The sequence below is a fragment of the Actinoallomurus sp. NPDC052308 genome (genome assembly GCF_040679195.1).
In the GTDB taxonomy this organism is placed as follows: domain Bacteria; phylum Actinomycetota; class Actinomycetes; order Streptosporangiales; family Streptosporangiaceae; genus Actinoallomurus; species Actinoallomurus liliacearum.
On record NZ_JBFAUM010000004.1, the window covers coordinates 320,523 to 336,704 of the forward strand.

Annotated in this window: 12 protein-coding genes; 5 read left to right on the plus strand and 7 right to left on the minus strand. The window is 72.5% G+C overall.

The features are described 5' to 3' along the window. Window positions 1-5: 5 nt before the first annotated feature. Window positions 6-995, minus strand: coding sequence for a GTP 3',8-cyclase MoaA (gene moaA / locus AB0L00_RS16135; RefSeq protein WP_364434024.1), 990 nt, complete (start codon window positions 993-995; stop codon window positions 6-8). A 221-nt stretch (window positions 996-1,216) separates the two neighbouring features. Between moaA and AB0L00_RS16140 the strand changes: the two genes are divergently transcribed. From AB0L00_RS16140 to AB0L00_RS16150, 3 genes are all read left to right on the plus strand, one after another. After that, entirely contained in the window at window positions 1,217-1,705 is a 489-nt protein-coding gene (locus AB0L00_RS16140) for a DUF4232 domain-containing protein (protein WP_364434027.1), read from the plus strand. Between the two features lie 257 nt (window positions 1,706-1,962). Beyond that, complete coding sequence (locus tag AB0L00_RS16145; protein ID WP_364434029.1) at window positions 1,963-2,316, plus strand: PRC-barrel domain-containing protein; 354 nt, start codon at window positions 1,963-1,965, stop codon at window positions 2,314-2,316. A gap of 138 nt (window positions 2,317-2,454) precedes the next feature. Beyond that, complete coding sequence (locus AB0L00_RS16150; protein ID WP_364434032.1) at window positions 2,455-4,995, plus strand: LuxR C-terminal-related transcriptional regulator; 2,541 nt, start codon at window positions 2,455-2,457, stop codon at window positions 4,993-4,995. 125 nt (window positions 4,996-5,120) lie between these two features. On the opposite strand, the gene AB0L00_RS16155 is transcribed toward AB0L00_RS16150, so the two are convergent. From AB0L00_RS16155 to selA, 5 genes are all read right to left on the minus strand, one after another. Further along, window positions 5,121-7,580 carry a hypothetical protein gene (locus tag AB0L00_RS16155; protein ID WP_364434034.1) on the minus strand — a complete coding sequence of 820 codons (2,460 nt, stop codon included), beginning with the start codon at window positions 7,578-7,580 and terminating at the stop codon, window positions 5,121-5,123. A gap of 191 nt (window positions 7,581-7,771) precedes the next feature. Next, a complete protein-coding gene (locus AB0L00_RS16160) occupies window positions 7,772-8,113 on the minus strand; it encodes a hypothetical protein (RefSeq protein ID WP_364434036.1) in 342 nt (113 codons plus the stop codon). A gap of 502 nt (window positions 8,114-8,615) precedes the next feature. After that, window positions 8,616-9,809: an RtcB family protein gene (locus AB0L00_RS16165; protein ID WP_345346957.1), complete on the minus strand. Its 1,194-nt coding sequence runs from the start codon at window positions 9,807-9,809 to the stop codon at window positions 8,616-8,618. Window positions 9,810-9,881: 72 nt separating this feature from the next. After that, the gene (gene selB / locus AB0L00_RS16170) at window positions 9,882-11,624 is read right to left on the minus strand and encodes a selenocysteine-specific translation elongation factor (protein ID WP_364434039.1); all 1,743 of its coding nucleotides are present in this window, start codon (window positions 11,622-11,624) and stop codon (window positions 9,882-9,884) included. After that, entirely contained in the window at window positions 11,615-12,919 is a 1,305-nt protein-coding gene (gene selA, locus AB0L00_RS16175) for an L-seryl-tRNA(Sec) selenium transferase (protein ID WP_364434042.1), read from the minus strand. Before selA ends, selB begins: the two co-directional genes overlap by 10 nt. 176 nt (window positions 12,920-13,095) lie before the next feature. Here selA and AB0L00_RS16180 point away from each other — a divergent pair, with 176 nt between their 5' ends. Further along, on the plus strand, window positions 13,096-14,055 hold the full coding sequence (locus AB0L00_RS16180; RefSeq protein WP_364434045.1) for an ornithine cyclodeaminase family protein: 960 nt from the start codon (window positions 13,096-13,098) through the stop codon (window positions 14,053-14,055). 71 nt (window positions 14,056-14,126) lie between these two features. Here AB0L00_RS16180 and AB0L00_RS16185 read toward each other — a convergent pair whose 3' ends face one another. Next, entirely contained in the window at window positions 14,127-14,615 is a 489-nt protein-coding gene (locus AB0L00_RS16185) for a MarR family transcriptional regulator (RefSeq protein ID WP_364434048.1), read from the minus strand. A gap of 85 nt (window positions 14,616-14,700) precedes the next feature. Between AB0L00_RS16185 and AB0L00_RS16190 the strand changes: the two genes are divergently transcribed. Further along, window positions 14,701-16,149, plus strand: a complete 1,449-nt coding sequence (locus AB0L00_RS16190; protein WP_364434051.1) for an MFS transporter — start codon at window positions 14,701-14,703, stop codon at window positions 16,147-16,149. The last annotated feature ends 33 nt before the right edge of the window (window positions 16,150-16,182 follow it).

Sequence of the window (16,182 nt, forward strand, 5' to 3'; positions counted from 1 at the left end):
CCTTTCTACCCGCCGATCGCGGACATCGGACGGGCGGGCTGCAGGAAGCCGACGTCGTCGATGCCGTGCCCCGCGCGCTTGGCCGCGACCGCGGCCGTCCAGCGCTCGGCGAGGTCGTCGTCCGAGGCGCCGGAGCGCAGCGCGGCGCGCAGGTCGGACTCCTCGCGCGCGAACAGGCAGTTGCGGATCTGGCCGTCCGCCGTGAGCCGGACCCGGTCGCAGGCCCCGCAGAACGGCCGGGTGACCGAGCCGATGACACCGACCCGCGCGGGGCCGCCGTCGACGAGGAACGCCTCGGCCGGGGCGCTACCGCGTGCGGCGGCGTCGTCCGGTACGAGCGTGAACTCCGTCGTGAGCCGGTCGAGGATCTCGTCGGCGGTGACCATGTCGTCCCGGCGCCAGCCGTGCTGGGCGTCGAGCGGCATCTGCTCGATGAAGCGCAGCTCGTAGCCCTGCTCCAGGCAGAAGCGCAGCAGCGGCGCCGCCTCGTGGTCGTTGACGTCGCGCATCAGCACGGTGTTCACCTTCACCGGCCGCAGCCCGGCGCGGTGCGCGGCGGCGAGGCCGGCGAGGACGTCCGGCAGCCGGTCCCGGTGCGCGAGGCGCACGAAGGTGTCCCGGTCGAGGGTGTCGAGGGAGACGTTCACCCGGTCGAGGCCGGCCTCGCGCAGCGGCCCGGCCAGCCGGGCCAGCCCGATGGCGTTCGTGGTCAGCGAGACCTGCGGGCGCGGGCGCAGCGCGGTGGTGCGCGCCACGATGTCCACCAGCCCCCTGCGGAGCAGCGGCTCGCCTCCGGTGTAGCGGACCTCGGTGATGCCGAGGCGCTCGACGCCCACCCGTACGAGCCGGACGACCTCGTCGTCGGTGAGCAGCTCCGGTTTGGGCAGCCACTCGAGGCCCTCGGGGGGCATGCAGTAGGAGCAACGCAGATTGCAGCGGTCGGTCAGGGACACGCGAAGGTCGGTCGCCACCCGGCCGAACCCGTCCACCAGCAAGGACGAACCCCCTCTGTCGATGCGGACACTCCAGCCTATGCCGTCGCGCCGACGATCCGCGCGCCCGCGGTCGGCTCCTCCGCTCATCGCGGCCTTGACGGGACTTGTCACGAAACGGCGCCTCGTACCGTGGATTTAGATGATCATGGCCTTGGACAGGATGTTCCGTCCCTCCCGCGCGCAGCGGGAGCCACGCTCAACGGAGAGTGAGGGTCACCCAGGTGAAGCTCAGCACCACGCTCGCGATGACCGGCGTCGCCGGCGCCATCGCCGTGGCCGGCCTGGCCGCACCGGCACAGGCCGCGACGCCGGCGGCGAAGGCGCCGGCCTGCTCGGTCGCCAAGAACCGTCTGGTCCTCCAGTTCGCCCACGGCTACCCCGAGGGCAAGAAGGTCGACCAGCCGCTGTCGATCAGCACGAAGGGCAAGAAGACCTGCCTGCTCAGCGGCCGGCCGGTCGTGCGGCTGCTGAACAAGAAGCACAAGGTCATCGGCGTCTACCGGGGCGCCAAGGGCCAGGCCCTGGTCGGTCCCGGACGGGAGGCGGTGTTCGACCTGACCTTCACGACGGGTGGCACGCACCCCGTCCACCCGGCGTACGTCCGCGTCACGGTGTCGCCCAAGGCCGGGACGTTCGCCCCCGTCAAGTGGAACTCCAACACCCCGAGTTCCAAGATCAAGGTCGGCGCCATCAAGCCCTGGCTGGACTGACCGCCCCCGCGCCGTCGCGTCACCGTAGGACCCTCTGAGATGAGGCGACGCCCGAGCCGTCCCCACCCCGGTGGGGACGGCTCACCGGCTCCCGCCCCGTGCGACTCGAGGCCGCCGGGCACACGGTTTGGGGAAACCATTGCGCGGCGCGCGACTGGAACGCGGCCCAGGGGGCAGGGCCGTCGTTGACACACCTCCGGTGAAGGAGAGCGCCTCCCCCGCCCCTGTAGATCCGTCCACCAGGGAGGAGCGGCAGGATGCTGGAAGCTCACGACATCCGCGAATGGCGCGGCCACGACGTGGTGGACGCGAACCGCAAGAAGATCGGCAAGTTGGAAGCCGTGTACGTCGACACCCGCACGGATCAGCCCTCGTTCGCCACCGTCCGGGTCGGTCTGCCCACCCGTTACCGGCTGGTGTTCGTACCCCTGGCCGATGCCACGGTCGGCCCTGGCTACATCCGCATCACCCGCACCCGCGACCAGGTCAAAGACGCTCCGTCGATCGACATCGACGGGGAACTGCTCGCCGGCGACGAGGAGGCCGTCTTCGCCCACTACGACCTGCCGTATCAGGCGGAGCCGACGGAGCGGTGGCTCGCTCGGCGGTAGGCGAACGTGGGACTCCGCCCGGAGAGGTGCCCTTACGCGGCGCTGCGAGATGGGCCGGATGAGGCCGGATCATGCCGGTTTCCGGGAAGCCGACTTTAAGATCCGTTCATGGTCGGCGTCTGGCCTTTCGTAGGTCGCGTGGACGAAATAGCCGAAATCCGCGCCGCAGTAGGTGCTCGCGCCAAGGCGGGCCTGCTGATCGCAGGTCCGGCGGGGGTCGGCAAGAGCCGCCTCCTCCGTGAGGCGTGCGCGGACCGGGACGTCGTGTCCGTACAGGCCACCCGGGCGGGCGCGGGACTGCCGCTCGGCGTGTTCGCCCCTCATCTCCCCCCGAATCCGCCGGTGGACGCGGGACCGGCGGGGATGGTGCGGTGGGCGGCCGAGGCGCTCTCCGGACGCGTCATCGCGGTCGACGACGCGCATCTGCTCGACGACGCCTCGGCCACTCTGCTGCTGCACCTGGCCGCCGCCGGCCGGGCGTTCCTGCTGCTGACCGTGCGCAGCCGAGAACCCGCACCCGATGCGATCACGGCGCTGTGGAAGGACGACTGGGTGGCGCGGTCGGAGCTCGGCCCGTTCACGGTGGACGACGTTCGCGCGGTCCTGCCCGCGATCTCCGAGTCGGCCGTGCGCCGGCTTCATCGGTTGACCGGCGGGAACGCCCTGATGCTGCGGGAACTGACGCTGAGCGGCGACGCTCTCGGCGGTACGCGGGAGGCGAGGAGTCCGCGCGGCTCCGGTGCCGTACGGATCTCCCCTCGACTCGCCGAACTGGTCCACGACCGGCTGGCCGGGCTGGGCGGCGATGAGCTCGCGGTGCTGGAGTACCTGTCGCTGGGAGAGCCGGTGGGGCTGGCCGCGCTCATCGCGCTCACCTCCGCGGAGGCATGCGAGGCGGTGGAGGAGGCGCAGCTCGCGTCCGTGCTCCGGGACGGCCGCCGCACCCAGCTCAGGCTCGCGCACCCGATCTACGGCGAGGTCATCCGCGCGTCCCGCCCGGTGCTGCGGGCTCGTCGTCGTCAGGCGGAGCTGGCGGCGGTGACAGAGGCGTACGGCCATCGGCGCCGGGAGGACGTCATGCGGATCGCGGCGTGGCGGCTCGAGAGCGGCACCGCCACCGAACCGGGACCGCTGCTGGCCGCCGCCGCACTCGCGTACGCGGTGTCCGACCTGTCGCTGGCGCTCCGGCTCGCCGAGGCCGCGGTCGCGGCGGGTGGCGGCCTGGACGCCACCCTCATGCTCGCCGAGTTCAGGATCTGGTCCGCGCAGCCCGAAGAGGCCGCCGCCGCGCTCGCCCTCGCCGACCTGGCGGACTCCGACGAGTTCCAGCGCACCCGCTACGCCGTGAACCGGGCCATCAACCTGGGCTGGGGACTGGGCCGGCTGGACGAGGCACTGCGCGTCCTCGATGAGGAGGCGGCGCGTCAGCCGGTGCGGGAGTTGGCCGGACTCCTCGTCAGCCTGCGCGCCGCGCAGCAGATGCTCGGTGGGCAGTGGCGCCCGGCCGTGGCGGTGGCGGCCGAGCTGCTCGGCGGCCCGCCGCTGCCGCCGCCGGCCACCGCCCAGGCGCACGGCGTCCTGGTCCACGTGCGCGCGGTGACGGGCGACGTGTCCGGAGCGCGGGCCGCCGCCGACGCCGCCATGGCCACCGTCGACGCGTGGGCGCCGCAGGCCCCCTTCCTGCAGGTCGGCATGGACAGCATGCTGACGCTGGCGCATCTGCTGGCCGGTGAGCTGCCGGCCGCCGAACGCGCCGCCGAGGAGGCGTACGAACGGCTCGCCACGGTGGGCGGCTGGCCCTGGGCGCTCGGCTGCCTCTCCATGTCGCGTGGCTGGGCGGCGCGGTACCGCGGCCGGGTCGCCGAGGCCGTGCGCTGGCAGCGCGATGCCGTGGCGAACCTGGACGGGTCGCCGTGGGCGCCGCTGTGCCTCGCGGAGCTCGCCCATGCCGCGGCGCTGGCCGGTGACGCCGACACGGCGGTGGCGGCGCTGCGTACCGCCGGTGAGTCGCGTTCGGCGGCGTTCGAGCTGCTCAATCCCCTCATCGAGCTCGCCGAGCCCTGGGTGCTGGCGGTCACCGGCCGCCTGCGCGAGGCCCGCGCCGCGGCGTTGCGCACGGCTCGTCGGGCCCGGTCGTACGGATTCACCGGGTTCGAGGCCGCCGCGCTGCACGACGCGATGCGGCTCGACGCCGAACCGGCGGCGGAGCGGCTCACCGCGCTGAGCGACGTGTGCGAGGGGCCGCTGGGCGACGTGTTCGCCCGGCACGCCAGGGCACTGGCCGACGGGGACGTGCGCGGGCTGCTCGGCGCGGCCGATCGCTTCGAGGAACTCGGCCTGACCCTGCACGCGGCCGACGCCGTGGCGCAGGCCGCACGGATCAGCCCGGCGGCCGGCGACCGCGCCCGCCGCCTCGCGAGCCGTTGCGAAGGCGCGGTCACGCCGGCGTTGCGGGCGCTCAGCATGCCCAAGCTGACCGACCGGGAGCGCCAGATCGCCGAACTGGCGGCGCGCGGAACGACGAGCAGGGAGATCGCCGCGACGCTGGTGCTCTCGGTGCGCACGGTCGACAATCACCTGAGCCGGGCGTACGCCAAGCTCGGCGTCACCGGCCGCGCCGAACTCGCCCGCCTGATGCGCGGCGGCCGTACGGATCTCCCGCGCGCTCACGACTTATGACGGAACCCGCGCCCGGACGCCCGGAACCGCGCGAGCGGCGTGGACGGCGGTACGAGCCGTCCACGCCGCGTCGAGGGCCGCCCGGCACCGTGACGGCGCCGGCTCCGGTCCTTCCTACGGACGGATCACCCGGTCGGCGACACCACGGCGTCGACCGTGGTGACCGCGCTGGAGATCGACTGTGTGCCCTGCCAGATGGCGCGCAGCCGCCACTTGCCGACCTGTGGTTTCGGCGGGGAGAACTTGTCGCTGAACGTCCCATCGGACTGCACCTGGACCTGGTGCGAGAACTGCGCGCCGTCCGGGCTCAGGTAGTCGACGGTAACGATCTGCCCGGCGAGTCCCGGAATCAACTTGCCGTCGGCGACCAGTTCGGCGTTCTGGTACTGCGTGCCGGTCAGGCTGATCGCGCTCTGCTGCACCGTGTCGACGTCGATGACGACGCCGCCGACGTCCCGGTACTCCGTCTGTGTCTGCGGCGCCACCCCCCGGTCGGGGATGGCCGGATTCGTCGTGGTGAAGACCGTTCCGGCCGTGACGTTCAGCCGGTACTGGCGGCCCGCAGGGATGTCCGCCGGAAGCGTCACCGTGACCGGCAGATCGCGCGCCTCGCCGTTCTGCAGCAGGATCCTGCTCTGCCCGTCGCCGACCTTCCACTCCGCGCCGTCGGGCAGTGTGCCCGAGGTGTTGATGTAGAAGAGCCGCGGGTTCTGATCCGCCTTGGAGTACTCGTTCACGAGGTGGATGCTGCGCTGGATCACGTTGACGTCGTGCGGGGCGAACCCGGAGCCGCCGTCCATCCCGGTCTGCGCCTGGAAGTAGTCGAAGTTCTCCTGTGCCAGGTGGCCGGCGTCGCTCGTCTCACCCGGCGCCCTCGAGACCTGGACCTGGAGACAGCTGTGGAAGGAGAACGACGTGGCGTCCGGAATCCGGGACGGGTCCACGTTCGGCGTCCACTCGACGTACACGTCGGCGTATCCGCCGGCGGGAATGGCGGTGAGCGCGGGGAAGCCGGCCTCGCTCGCGGACCCGATGTCGCTCCATCCGGTGTCGGGGCCCACTCCGGTGCCGAGCGGGTTGCTGGCCTTGAAATTCACCACGACGTGCTCGGCGGGAGTCGTTCCGACGTTGTGGACGCGTACGTAGACGCGGTTGGGATGACCGACGCAGGGATCGTCGCCGTTGCCCTGCCCGACGTTCCCGTCCGGCGCGGGATAGGCGCCGTACTTGTAGACGCCGTAGCCGTTGCACGAGCTGTCCACCCAGATGTCCCGGGTCTCCCAGGTGTGCATCGGTGCCGTCTGCCACGGCGTGACGTACAACTGGGGATGCCCCGTCATGACGCCGCGCGTGACGACCACGTGATAGGTGCCGGTCGTGGGGTTCTGCCCGGTCACTTGTACGGTGATGTTGTCGGCGGCGTCGGTGTAGGTGTCGCCGACGTGGAAGAGCGCGTACGGCCAGCAGTACGGGTGTGAGGCGGCCACTGTCGTGCCACCGCCCTGGCACGACATCGCCCGGGAGTCGGAGCGTTCGCGCACGCACCCGCCGGAGCCGACGTAGTCGCACGAGTCGATCGGGCGCACCGGCGGGTCGCTCATCTCCGAGACCGAGTGCAGCAGGATGCCCTCATCGAAGATCCCCGGCCCGACGCTGTAGCTGTCCGCCCCGACACGCCGCCGCGCCTCGACGGTGAGGTACACGCCTGGAGCGATCGGCAGCTTGAGGCCCTGGAGGTTCGACGTACTGGAGGATGCCTGCGAGATCGGCGCCAGATCGAAGTTCGTGCTGACCGGGGCGCCGGAGGACGGCGCCGGATCCGAACTGACCTTCGACGCCGGGAGCCACCCGGGGAAGACGGCCTTCGTACCGATCTCCGGGCGCGACAGCCCGTACACGCTCTCGCTGTCGGGGTAGCCACTGTCCATGAGGTCGTAGCCGCTGCTGTACTGGCCGGGATGCCCATTCCAGTTCCCGCCGAGGACCGTGCCGTCCGCGAGCTCCAGTTGATGGCCTATCTCGTGCGCCCAACCGTTCCACCACACGCGCGACAGCCCCGGCGTGTGGCCGCCCGCCGGCCCGCAGCCGCCCCCGCACTGCTCGAAGTCGTATGAGTTCTGAACCGTCTGCGTCACACCACCGGCGTGAACCTGCCGCGGGTCGATCGTGAAGTCACCACCCGTACCCGGGCTCAGCACGATGACGCCGTCGAGCCCGGACAGTTGCAGACCCGATCCCGCCGCCGCGCTCACCGCGTGCTGGAGGAGGTCGTCACCGACGCCGGTCCAGTAGTGCGCGCGGGTCTGCCAGGACTCGGTGAGAGGCGCCGAGTAGACGCTGACCTGCAAGTTCAGCTGGCCGTTGGAGAGCTGACCGAAGTAGGTCGACAGCTCCCCGCCCGCCGCCTGCAACTGCGCCGTCGAATAGTCATGATCGGCGGAGTCGGCGTAGGAGACCTGAAGGATCGCCAGCCGGTAGGTTCCGGTCCGCGCTCCGGCAGGCCCTCCCGGCGGGACGAACATGGCCAGGGCGAGCGCCAGCAGCGCCACGGTCACCCAGTGGATCGGTCTCGATCGTACGATCACCCGTATCCCCCTTCGCGGTTGTTTCGGGTCCCCCGTCTTCGTACGAATCGTTCTCGATGGTCACGTCGGCAGGCGTGAGTAGGGGATTACTCAATTACCGTGACGCCGGAGCCGCCCCCACCTCCCGGTGGGGACGGCTCGACGGCTCCCGGAGAGCCCGCCAGCGGGGTTACGGTCAACGCCAATCTTATCTACCCGCAAAAATCAACTGACGAATTATTGGCCATAATGATGTTGATTTGCGCCGTTGCGTTCGGTTTCAGTGGGAAGCGGGTGACCAGCGGGACACGCCCTTTACTGTCAGCCGAACGGGCAACATCGGTCGTGTGCCGCCAGCGGCCGAATCGGGAGGAGGCGGCATGTGTCACGAACATCGCCTGATACTGGTCGCGCCAGTGCTCGGCGCCGGACTCGCCCTCGGGAGCGTTGAAGCAGCTCAGGCGACGACTGTGCCCGCAGGCGCGGTCGCGGGTTACTTCTCTCAGCGGACCGATAACCCTAGCCCCGAGCCGGATATAGAGGCGCAATACCATCGCGGCTACAGCGAGGGCTACGGCGTCGCCGCCAAAGACGCCACTTCCTGCACCATACACAGCCGGCGATTCAATGGCCCTCCTAATTATCTACTCGGCTGGGGCGCCGGATATATCGCCCGCTACTCGGTTGACTGTCCCAACGCCTCGAAGCCCAGATTCCGCTTCGTCTGCGGGGCAGGACTTCTCCAGGGTCAAATAGTCGGCGCTCTCCAGGGACCGCCACGCCGGGGCGGCCGGCTTCGGCAGCCAGGTCTCGCCTTCGGTGCCCATCGTGGTCCTCACGTCACAGACCGGACGGGTGGCCGTGGCCTTCTCCGCGTAAGGGAGCCCGCTGGGGTCTCGGCGTCCGACCGTACCGATAAGGCGTCCCACCGCCTGGTCGCGCTCAGAGGCCTCAGGTGAGGCGACGCCGGAGCCGTCCCCACCTCCCCGGTGGGGACGGCTCAACGGCTCCCGGGGAGCCCTGGCACCCGCCGGGCCGTGGCCCGGCGGGGCCCTGTCAGCCCTTCACGCAGATGAGCTGGCGCAGGTGGGCGACGACCTCGACCAGGTCGGACTGCGCCTCGATCACCGACTCGATGTCCTTGTACGCGCCCGGGATCTCGTCGATCACCCCGGAGTCCTTCCGGCACTCGACGCCCTTGGTCTGCTCGATCAGGTCGTCCACGGTGAACGAGCGCTTCGCCTGGTTGCGGCTCATCCTCCGGCCCGCGCCGTGCGACGCGGAGTTGAACGCCTTCTCGTTGCCGAGCCCGCGCACGATGTACGTGCCGGTCGCCATCGAGCCCGGGATGATCCCGAGGTCGCCGTCGCCCGCGCGGATGGCGCCCTTACGGGTGACGAGCACTTCGACGTCGTCGTAGACCTCCTCCGCCACGTAGTTGTGGTGGCAGGAGATGATGTCGTCCCAGCGGACCCGCGTGCCCGCGAAGAACCGGGTGACGACGTTCTGCGTGAGGGCCATCATCACGGCGCGGTTGCGCCGCGCGTAGTCCTGCGCCCAGAACAGGTCCCGGCGGTACTCCTCCATCTTCCGCGTGCCGCTGAGGAAGACCGCCAGGTCGCGGTCGGGCAGGTCCTGGTTGTGCGGGAGACGCATCGCGGCCTCGATGTGGTGCTCCGCCAGCTCCTTGCCGATGTTGCGGGAGCCGGAGTGCAGCACGATCCAGACCGAGCCCTCGTCGTCGGCGCACACCTCCAGGAAGTGGTTGCCCGAGCCGAGCGTGCCCAGCTGCGAGGTCGCCTTGCCCCGGCGGGACCGCGCGACCGGCGCCAGCTCGTCGTACCGCTTCCAGAACTCGTACCAGCCGCGTTCCTTCAGGCCGGGGACCGCCGACGGGTCGATCGGCGTCTTGTGCGCGCCGCGCCCCACCGGAACGGCCTTCTCGATCTTCGCCCGCAGGCGGCCGAGGTCGTCGGGCAGGTCCGCGACGGTGAGGCTGGACTTGACCGCGGTCATCCCGCAGCCGATGTCCACGCCCACCGCGGCCGGCGCCACGGCGTCGCGCATCGCGATCACCGAGCCGACCGTCGCGCCCTTCCCGTAGTGCACGTCGGGCATGACCGCGACGCCGTGCACCCACGGCAGGCTCGAGACGTTGCGCAGCTGGTCGAGCGCGATCGTCTCGACGTCGGCCGGGTCGGTCCACATCCGGATCGGAACGTGGCCGCCCTTCATCGTGCGGTACGGCATCACCATCTCCTCTCCAGATCATCGGTGAGCCGGATCTATGACGCCAGAAAGGCGGTGCCCCGTTCAACCGATTTAATCCCCGATAGGACGTACGCGACGCCGGTCCCCGGTGCGTTCGGTGAGGCCGCGCCGGTCGAGGTGTTCCAGCAGGGGGACGGCGACCCGCCGGCTGGTGCCGAGCGCGCGGCGGGCCTCGCTCACCGTGAACGGCTGCGGCAGCCCGGCCAGCAGCCGCGCCGCGTCGGTGTCCGCGCCGGGCAGCAGGACGACGCCATCGGCGATCTTGAGCAGCACGCCCGCGCGTACGGCGGCGGCCAGGGCGCGGCCGGTGAGGCCCAGCTCCGCGAGCCGGCCGGCCTCCGGGGCGCGGAACGGCTCCTTCTCGAGGTCGTCGCGCAGCCGCCGCACCGCGCCGGCCACCGGCGCGGGCAGGCTCGCCGCGGCAGGGCCCCGGACCCGGCCCCCGTCCAGGCGGAGTGGGGGGTGGGCCAGCGCGTCCACCAGGCGCCGGTCGGGCAGGTCCAGCAGGGCGCGCGCCGCCTCGACCGGGAGGCCCGGGTCGAGCGGGTCCGCGGCGTCGTGGCGCTCCACCGCCTCGGCCAGCAGGCGGCGCAGCTCCGCCCAACGCTCCGGGTCGGCCAGCCAGTCACCGGCGACCGGCTCGGCCGCCGCCGCGACGCCCATGGCGAGGAGGTCGGGGACCCGGATCAGACCGTAGCGACGCAGCAGCGCTTCGGCGTCCGGAACTCCGGCCGCCAGCTCGCGGGCGCGGTCGGCGGCGGCGCCCCGCCGCCGCAGCGCCGGGGGCCGTACGTCGAGGACGGTCACTCCGGCGACGCGCCGGGCGCCGGGGTCGCGCAGGAGCGCGCGGTCACCGATGTGCAGCGGCAGCGGCCGGGTCAGCGCGAGCCGTGCCGTGTCGTCCCCGAGCGGACGCAGGCGTACGGGGACGGCGGCGGAGCCGACGTGCAGCACCGGCTCGCGGGGCAGCGCGGACGTCTCGGCGCCGTGCACGCGCACGTCGACGAGGTCGGTGACGGTCCACTCGTCGCTCGTCAGCGCCATGCCGCGGGCGACCTCGTCGCGGTCGACGCCGCGCAGGTTGATCGCGACGCGGGAGACGGCGGAGACGGTCTCGGCGGTCTCCTTCAGCGTCTGCAGGGCCCGGACGCGTACGGGACGGCCGTCGAGGCGCAGTTCGGCACCGACCCGGATCGTCCCGGCGGGCAGGGTGCCGGTGACCACCGTGCCGCTGCCCTTGATCGTGAACGCCCGGTCGACCCAGACCCGTACGGGCGCCGTCGCGTCGGGCGCGGGCAGCCGCGCGACGAGCCGGTCGAGGGCGTCCCGCAGCGTGGGCAGGCCCGCGCCGGTGGCGCCGCTCACCGTGACCGTCTCGACCCGGCCCAGGCCGGTACGGGCGATCTCGGCCGCCGCCTCGTCGCGGGCGGCGGCGGGGTCGGCGAGGTCGGCGCGGGTGACGACGAGCAGGCCGTGGCGGACGCCGAGGGCGTCGATCGCCGCGAGGTGCTCGGCGGACTGCGGCATCCAGCCCTCGTCGGCGGCGACCACGAACATCACCGCGGGCACCGGACCGACCCCGGCCAGCATCGTGGTGACGAACCGCTCGTGGCCCGGCACGTCGACGAGCGCGATCCGGTCTCCCGACGGGAGCGTCGTCCAGGCGTACCCGAGGCCGATGGTCATGCCGCGGCGGCGTTCCTCGGCCCAGCGGTCCGGCTCCATCCCGGTCAGCGCCCGTACGAGCGTGGACTTGCCGTGGTCGACGTGGCCGGCGGTGGCGATCACGTGCACGGGCGCTCCTCCCCCGCCGCGACCGCCTGCTCGATCCGCCGGACCAGCTCGGCGTCGTCGAGGTCGGCGGGGAGGGTGCGCAGGTCCAGGAGCAGCCGGCCGGACTCCAGCCGCCCGACCACGCCGGACCCGCGGAGCGGGACGGCGTACGACGCGGGCAGGCTGACGGCCGCGCTGGGCAGCTCGACGCCGGGCGCTCCCCCGCCGCCGACCCGGGCGGTCGACTCGACGGCCAGGGCGTCGTGCTCGGGAAGCCGCTTGGCGAGCCGCTCGGCCCGCTGCCGCAGGGCGCGGACGTCGGCGTGCAGGGCCTCCTCGGTGGGCGTGCGGGGACCTCGGACGGTGGCCTCGAGCGCCGCGAGGGTCAGCTTGTCGACGCGGAGCGCGCGGGCGAGAGGGTGGCGCCGCAGGCGTTCGATCAGGTCGGCGCGGCCGAGGAGCACACCGGCCTGCGGGCCGCCCAGCAGCTTGTCGCCGCTGGCGGTGACGAGGTCGGCGCCCTCCCGCAGGACGGTGGCGGCGTCCGGCTCATCGGGCAGGACCGGCTCCGGGGCCAGCAGCCCGGAGCCGATGTCGACGACGACCGGAACGCCGAGCCGGGCGAGCTCGCGCACCGGCGCCTGCGCGGTGAAGCCCTCGATCCGGAAGTTGGACGGGTGGACCTTCAGCACGAACCCGGTCTCGGGGCCGAGCGCGGCCGCGTAGTCGGCGGCGGTCGTGCGGTTGGTCGTGCCGACCTCGCGGAGCCGCGCGCCGGTCGAGACGAGCAGGTCGGGGAGGCGGAAACCGTCCCCGATCTCCACCATCTCGCCGCGGCTGATGACGATCTCCCGGTCGCGGGCGAGGGCGGTGGCGGCCAGGACGAGGGCGGCGGCGTTGTTGTTGACCACGTGGACCGCCTCGGCCGCCGGGCACGCCTCCGCGAGGGCCGCCAGGGCGCCGCGGCCACGCCGGCTCCGGTGCCCCGTGGCCAGGTCGTATTCCACGTCCGTGCAGCCGCCGGCGGCGAGCACCGCCTCGCGGGCGGCCGCGGACAGCGGCGCGCGGCCCAGGTTGGTGTGCAGGAGGACGCCCGTCGCGTTGATCACCGGCCGCAGCGTCGCGGCGTGCGTCGGCAGGGACGCCAGGGCCGCGTCGGCGACGCCTTCGGGGGCGATCTCGCCGCGCCGCGCGCGCTCCTGCGCCGCCGCGACGGCCGACTTCACGATGCCGCGCCCCAGCCGGAGGGTCGCCTCGGCGAGCCTCGGGTCGGCGAGCACGGTGTCCGTACGCGGCACCCGGCGTCGAGAGTCCATGGCAGAAACCTATGACCAGCGCGGCCCCGGACGCCAAGGAGGCTCGGCCTGAGCCGTCACCGCTCCGACCGCGGTCGGCGTCGATCGTCGATGACCTTGCCCGACGACCTGTCTGTGGCCGGCCGGACCAGGCCGGCGTCCTCGGCGAGCAGGGCGACGGCGTTCATTCGCCGCGGATGAGCGAAGATCGTCCGGTGACCGTGCTGCTGAGCCGAAGCGACCTGGAGTCCCTGCTCGATCCCCGGGAGTGCCTGGACGCGCTCCGCGCCGGCTTCCAGGCGTCCCCGGGCCGCGTCCGGCCGCAGCGTGTCCGCACCGACCTTCCCGGGCCGGGCACCGCCACCGCGCTCATCCCCGGCCTCATCGACGGGGTGCCGGCCTACACGGTGAAGGTCAACGCCAAGTTCCCGGGCGCCACGCCCGCGCTGCGGGGCGTCGTCTGCCTGCACGACCTGCGGACCGGCGAACTGCTCGCGCTGCTCGACTCGGCGACCGTGACCGCCTGGCGCACCGGCCTGGCCGCGGCGCTGGGCACGGACGCGCTCGCCCGGCCGGACGCGGACACGGTCGCGGTCATCGGGGCGGGCGCCCAGTCCCACCTGGTGGTCACCGGCCTGCGCCGCCTCCGGCCGATCCGCGACCTGGTCGTCACCGACCTCGACCCCGAGCGGGCCGCCGCGTTCGCCGCCCGCCACGGTGGCCGGGCGGTTCCGGCGGAGACCGGCGGAGGCGTCCCGTCCGGCGTCGCGGAGGCGGCCGTGATCGTGGCCGCGACCTGGTCGAGGACGCCGCTGCTGCACGCCGGCGACGTCGGTCCGGGTACGCACGTCACCTCCCTCGGCGCGGACGAACCCGGTAAGGCGGAACTGTCGGCCGACCTGCTGCGGGCGAGCCGTACGTTCGTGGACGACCTCGACCTCGCCGTCGCGATGGGCGCGCTCGGCAACGCGGGTCTCGGCCCGGACGCCGCCGCCGGCGTGATCTCGGAAGTGCTGCGGGGCGCCGCCCCGGGCCGTACGGAACCGTCCGAGGTCACCGTCTACGCGCCCGTCGGCCTGCCGTGGCAGGACCTGGCGCTGAGCTGGGCGGCCTACCGGGCCGCGGCATCGGTCACGCGGTTCGACTTCCTCGGCTGAACACCCGCCGCCCTGGGTCGAGCGCCCGCCTTCCTCGTTCGCGCGCCCGCTCCCCGGCCGAGCGCTCGGCGTCACGCGGGGCGGCCTCGGTCGGACTCGCGGCGTTCGGCTCCGAACCGGAGGAAGTCGTCGACCATCCGGTGGCAGAGCGCCGCCAGGCGGTGCCGGTCCTCGTCGGACCAGTCGGCGAGCGCGTCGGACATCCAGCGCCGCCCCACGGCGCGAATGCACTCGACGGCGTCGGCGCCCTTGGCGGTGATCCGCACCCGCTGAGCCCGTCGGTCGTCCGGGTCCGGAACACGCTCGACGAAATCCGCGCGCTCCAGCCGCTGCACCTGCCGGGTCACGTGCGGCGCCTCCACGCCGAGCAGCGTGGCCAACTCCCCCAGCCGTAGCGGCGCGGGCGCGTCGGCAAGTGCGCGCAGGAACGGCGCGCTCGCCCGGTCCACGGCCACGCCGGCCTCCTCGATCGTCCGGTCGTGCTCCTTGGCGCGGCTGAGCAGGTGGGATATCCGGCTGAGGGCCCGTTCGAGTTCGGCCATGTCGTCGGGCGGAGGCATGTCATCCAGCATATTCATTGATTGCTTACCTTAATTAAGTAAGTCATCATGAGCGGCGAGATCACAACCTAAGGAGAGTCCCCCGATGGTCGACGTCGCCGTCTCGTCGCGTGAGAGCGGGGAGCAGACGCACACCGGATTGACCCTTTTGGCCCTCGCCACCGCCGGCATGGTCGCGTCCGTACAGCAGACGCTGGTGCTCCCCCTGCTGCCGGCGCTGATGCGTCACTTCGACGCGTCCGTCAGCGCGGTGACCTGGGTTTTCACCGCATCGCTGCTGGCCGGCGCGGTGGCCACCCCCCTGCTGTCGCGACTGGGCGACATGTACGGGAAGAAGAACCTCATCATCATCGCGATGGGGCTGCTGGTCGTCGGTTCCACGATCTGCGCGCTGTCGAACTCGCTCGGCGTCCTCATCGTCGGGCGAGCGCTGCAGGGCACGTCGTCCGCCCTGATCCCGCTGGCCATCGGCATGATCCGGGACACCTTCCCGCGGGAGAAGGTCACCTCGGGGATCGGCATCGTCAGCGCCACCATGGGCGTCGGCGGCAGCATCGGCATGATCGTCACCGGGCTGATCGCCGACCACACCAGCAGCTACCGCCCGGAGTTCTGGATCGCCACGGGGGCGGCCGGGGTCGGGCTCGTGCTGGTCGCGCTGAGCGCGCGGGACGTCGGCGTCCGCGTCGGCGGGCGGCCGGACATCCCGGGCGCGGTGTTCCTCGCCGGTCTCCTCGTGTGCCTGCTGCTGGCGATCAGCGAGGGCAACGACTGGGGCTGGTCCTCCGCCGGCGTGCTCGGCCTGTTCGGCGCGACGGTGGTCCTGGCGGCCGTCTGGGTCGTCATCGAGCTGCGCGTCGACCAGCCGCTGGTCCGGCTGAACCTCCTGGTCGGCCGTCAGTCGTTGTCGGCGAACGCCGCCTCGCTCCTGCTCGGGTTCGCGATGTTCGCGGCGTTCACCCTCATCTCGAACTTCGTGCAGACTCCCAAGGCGATCGGCTACGGCCTCGGCGGCTCCGTGCTCGACGTCGGCCTGTACATGTTGCCCAGCACGTTCACCATGTTCGTCTGCTCGGCGCTCTCGGGGCGGATCGCCGGCCGGATCGGCGCGGCGTACACCCTGGCCATCGGGTCGGTGGGCGCCGGGCTGAGCTACCTCTGGCTGGCCGTGTCACACGGGCACGGGTTCGACATGCTGGGCTTCAGCGCCGTGCAGGGCATCGGCGTCGGGGTGGCGTACGCCGCGCTGGGCACCCTCGCGGTGCAGCACGTGCCGATGGACCAGAGCGGCATCGCCAGCGGCATCAACTCTCTCGTCCGGACGGCGGGCGGCAGCGTCTCCGGCGCGGTCACCGCCGCGGTGCTGACCGGGCAGACGATCCCGGGAACGCCGGGCGTCCCCACCGAACACGCGTACGTCGTGTGCTTCGTGATCGCGACGATCGGCGCGGTGCTGGCGGCCGTCGTGGCGGTGGTGCACGGCGTCCGGCACAAGTCGGTCCCCCACGGGGTCGAGGCGCTCGAGATCTCCTGACCTCGATCCGGAGACCCGAGCCGAAAACCCCGA

Excerpts from the sequence above, each read along its gene's own strand:
- selA (WP_364434042.1), bottom strand. The coding sequence starts at position 12,919 with ATGGACTCTCGACGCCGGGTGCCGCGTACGGACACCGTGCTCGCCGAC.
- AB0L00_RS16165 (WP_345346957.1), bottom strand. The coding sequence starts at position 9,809 with ATGCCGTACCGCACGATGAAGGGCGGCCACGTTCCGATCCGGATGTGG.
- AB0L00_RS16185 (WP_364434048.1), bottom strand. The coding sequence starts at position 14,615 with ATGCCTCCGCCCGACGACATGGCCGAACTCGAACGGGCCCTCAGCCGG.
- AB0L00_RS16190 (WP_364434051.1), top strand. The coding sequence starts at position 14,701 with ATGGTCGACGTCGCCGTCTCGTCGCGTGAGAGCGGGGAGCAGACGCAC.
- AB0L00_RS16145 (WP_364434029.1), top strand. The coding sequence starts at position 1,963 with ATGCTGGAAGCTCACGACATCCGCGAATGGCGCGGCCACGACGTGGTG.
- AB0L00_RS16160 (WP_364434036.1), bottom strand. The coding sequence starts at position 8,113 with ATGGTATTGCGCCTCTATATCCGGCTCGGGGCTAGGGTTATCGGTCCG.
- AB0L00_RS16180 (WP_364434045.1), top strand. The coding sequence starts at position 13,096 with ATGAGCGAAGATCGTCCGGTGACCGTGCTGCTGAGCCGAAGCGACCTG.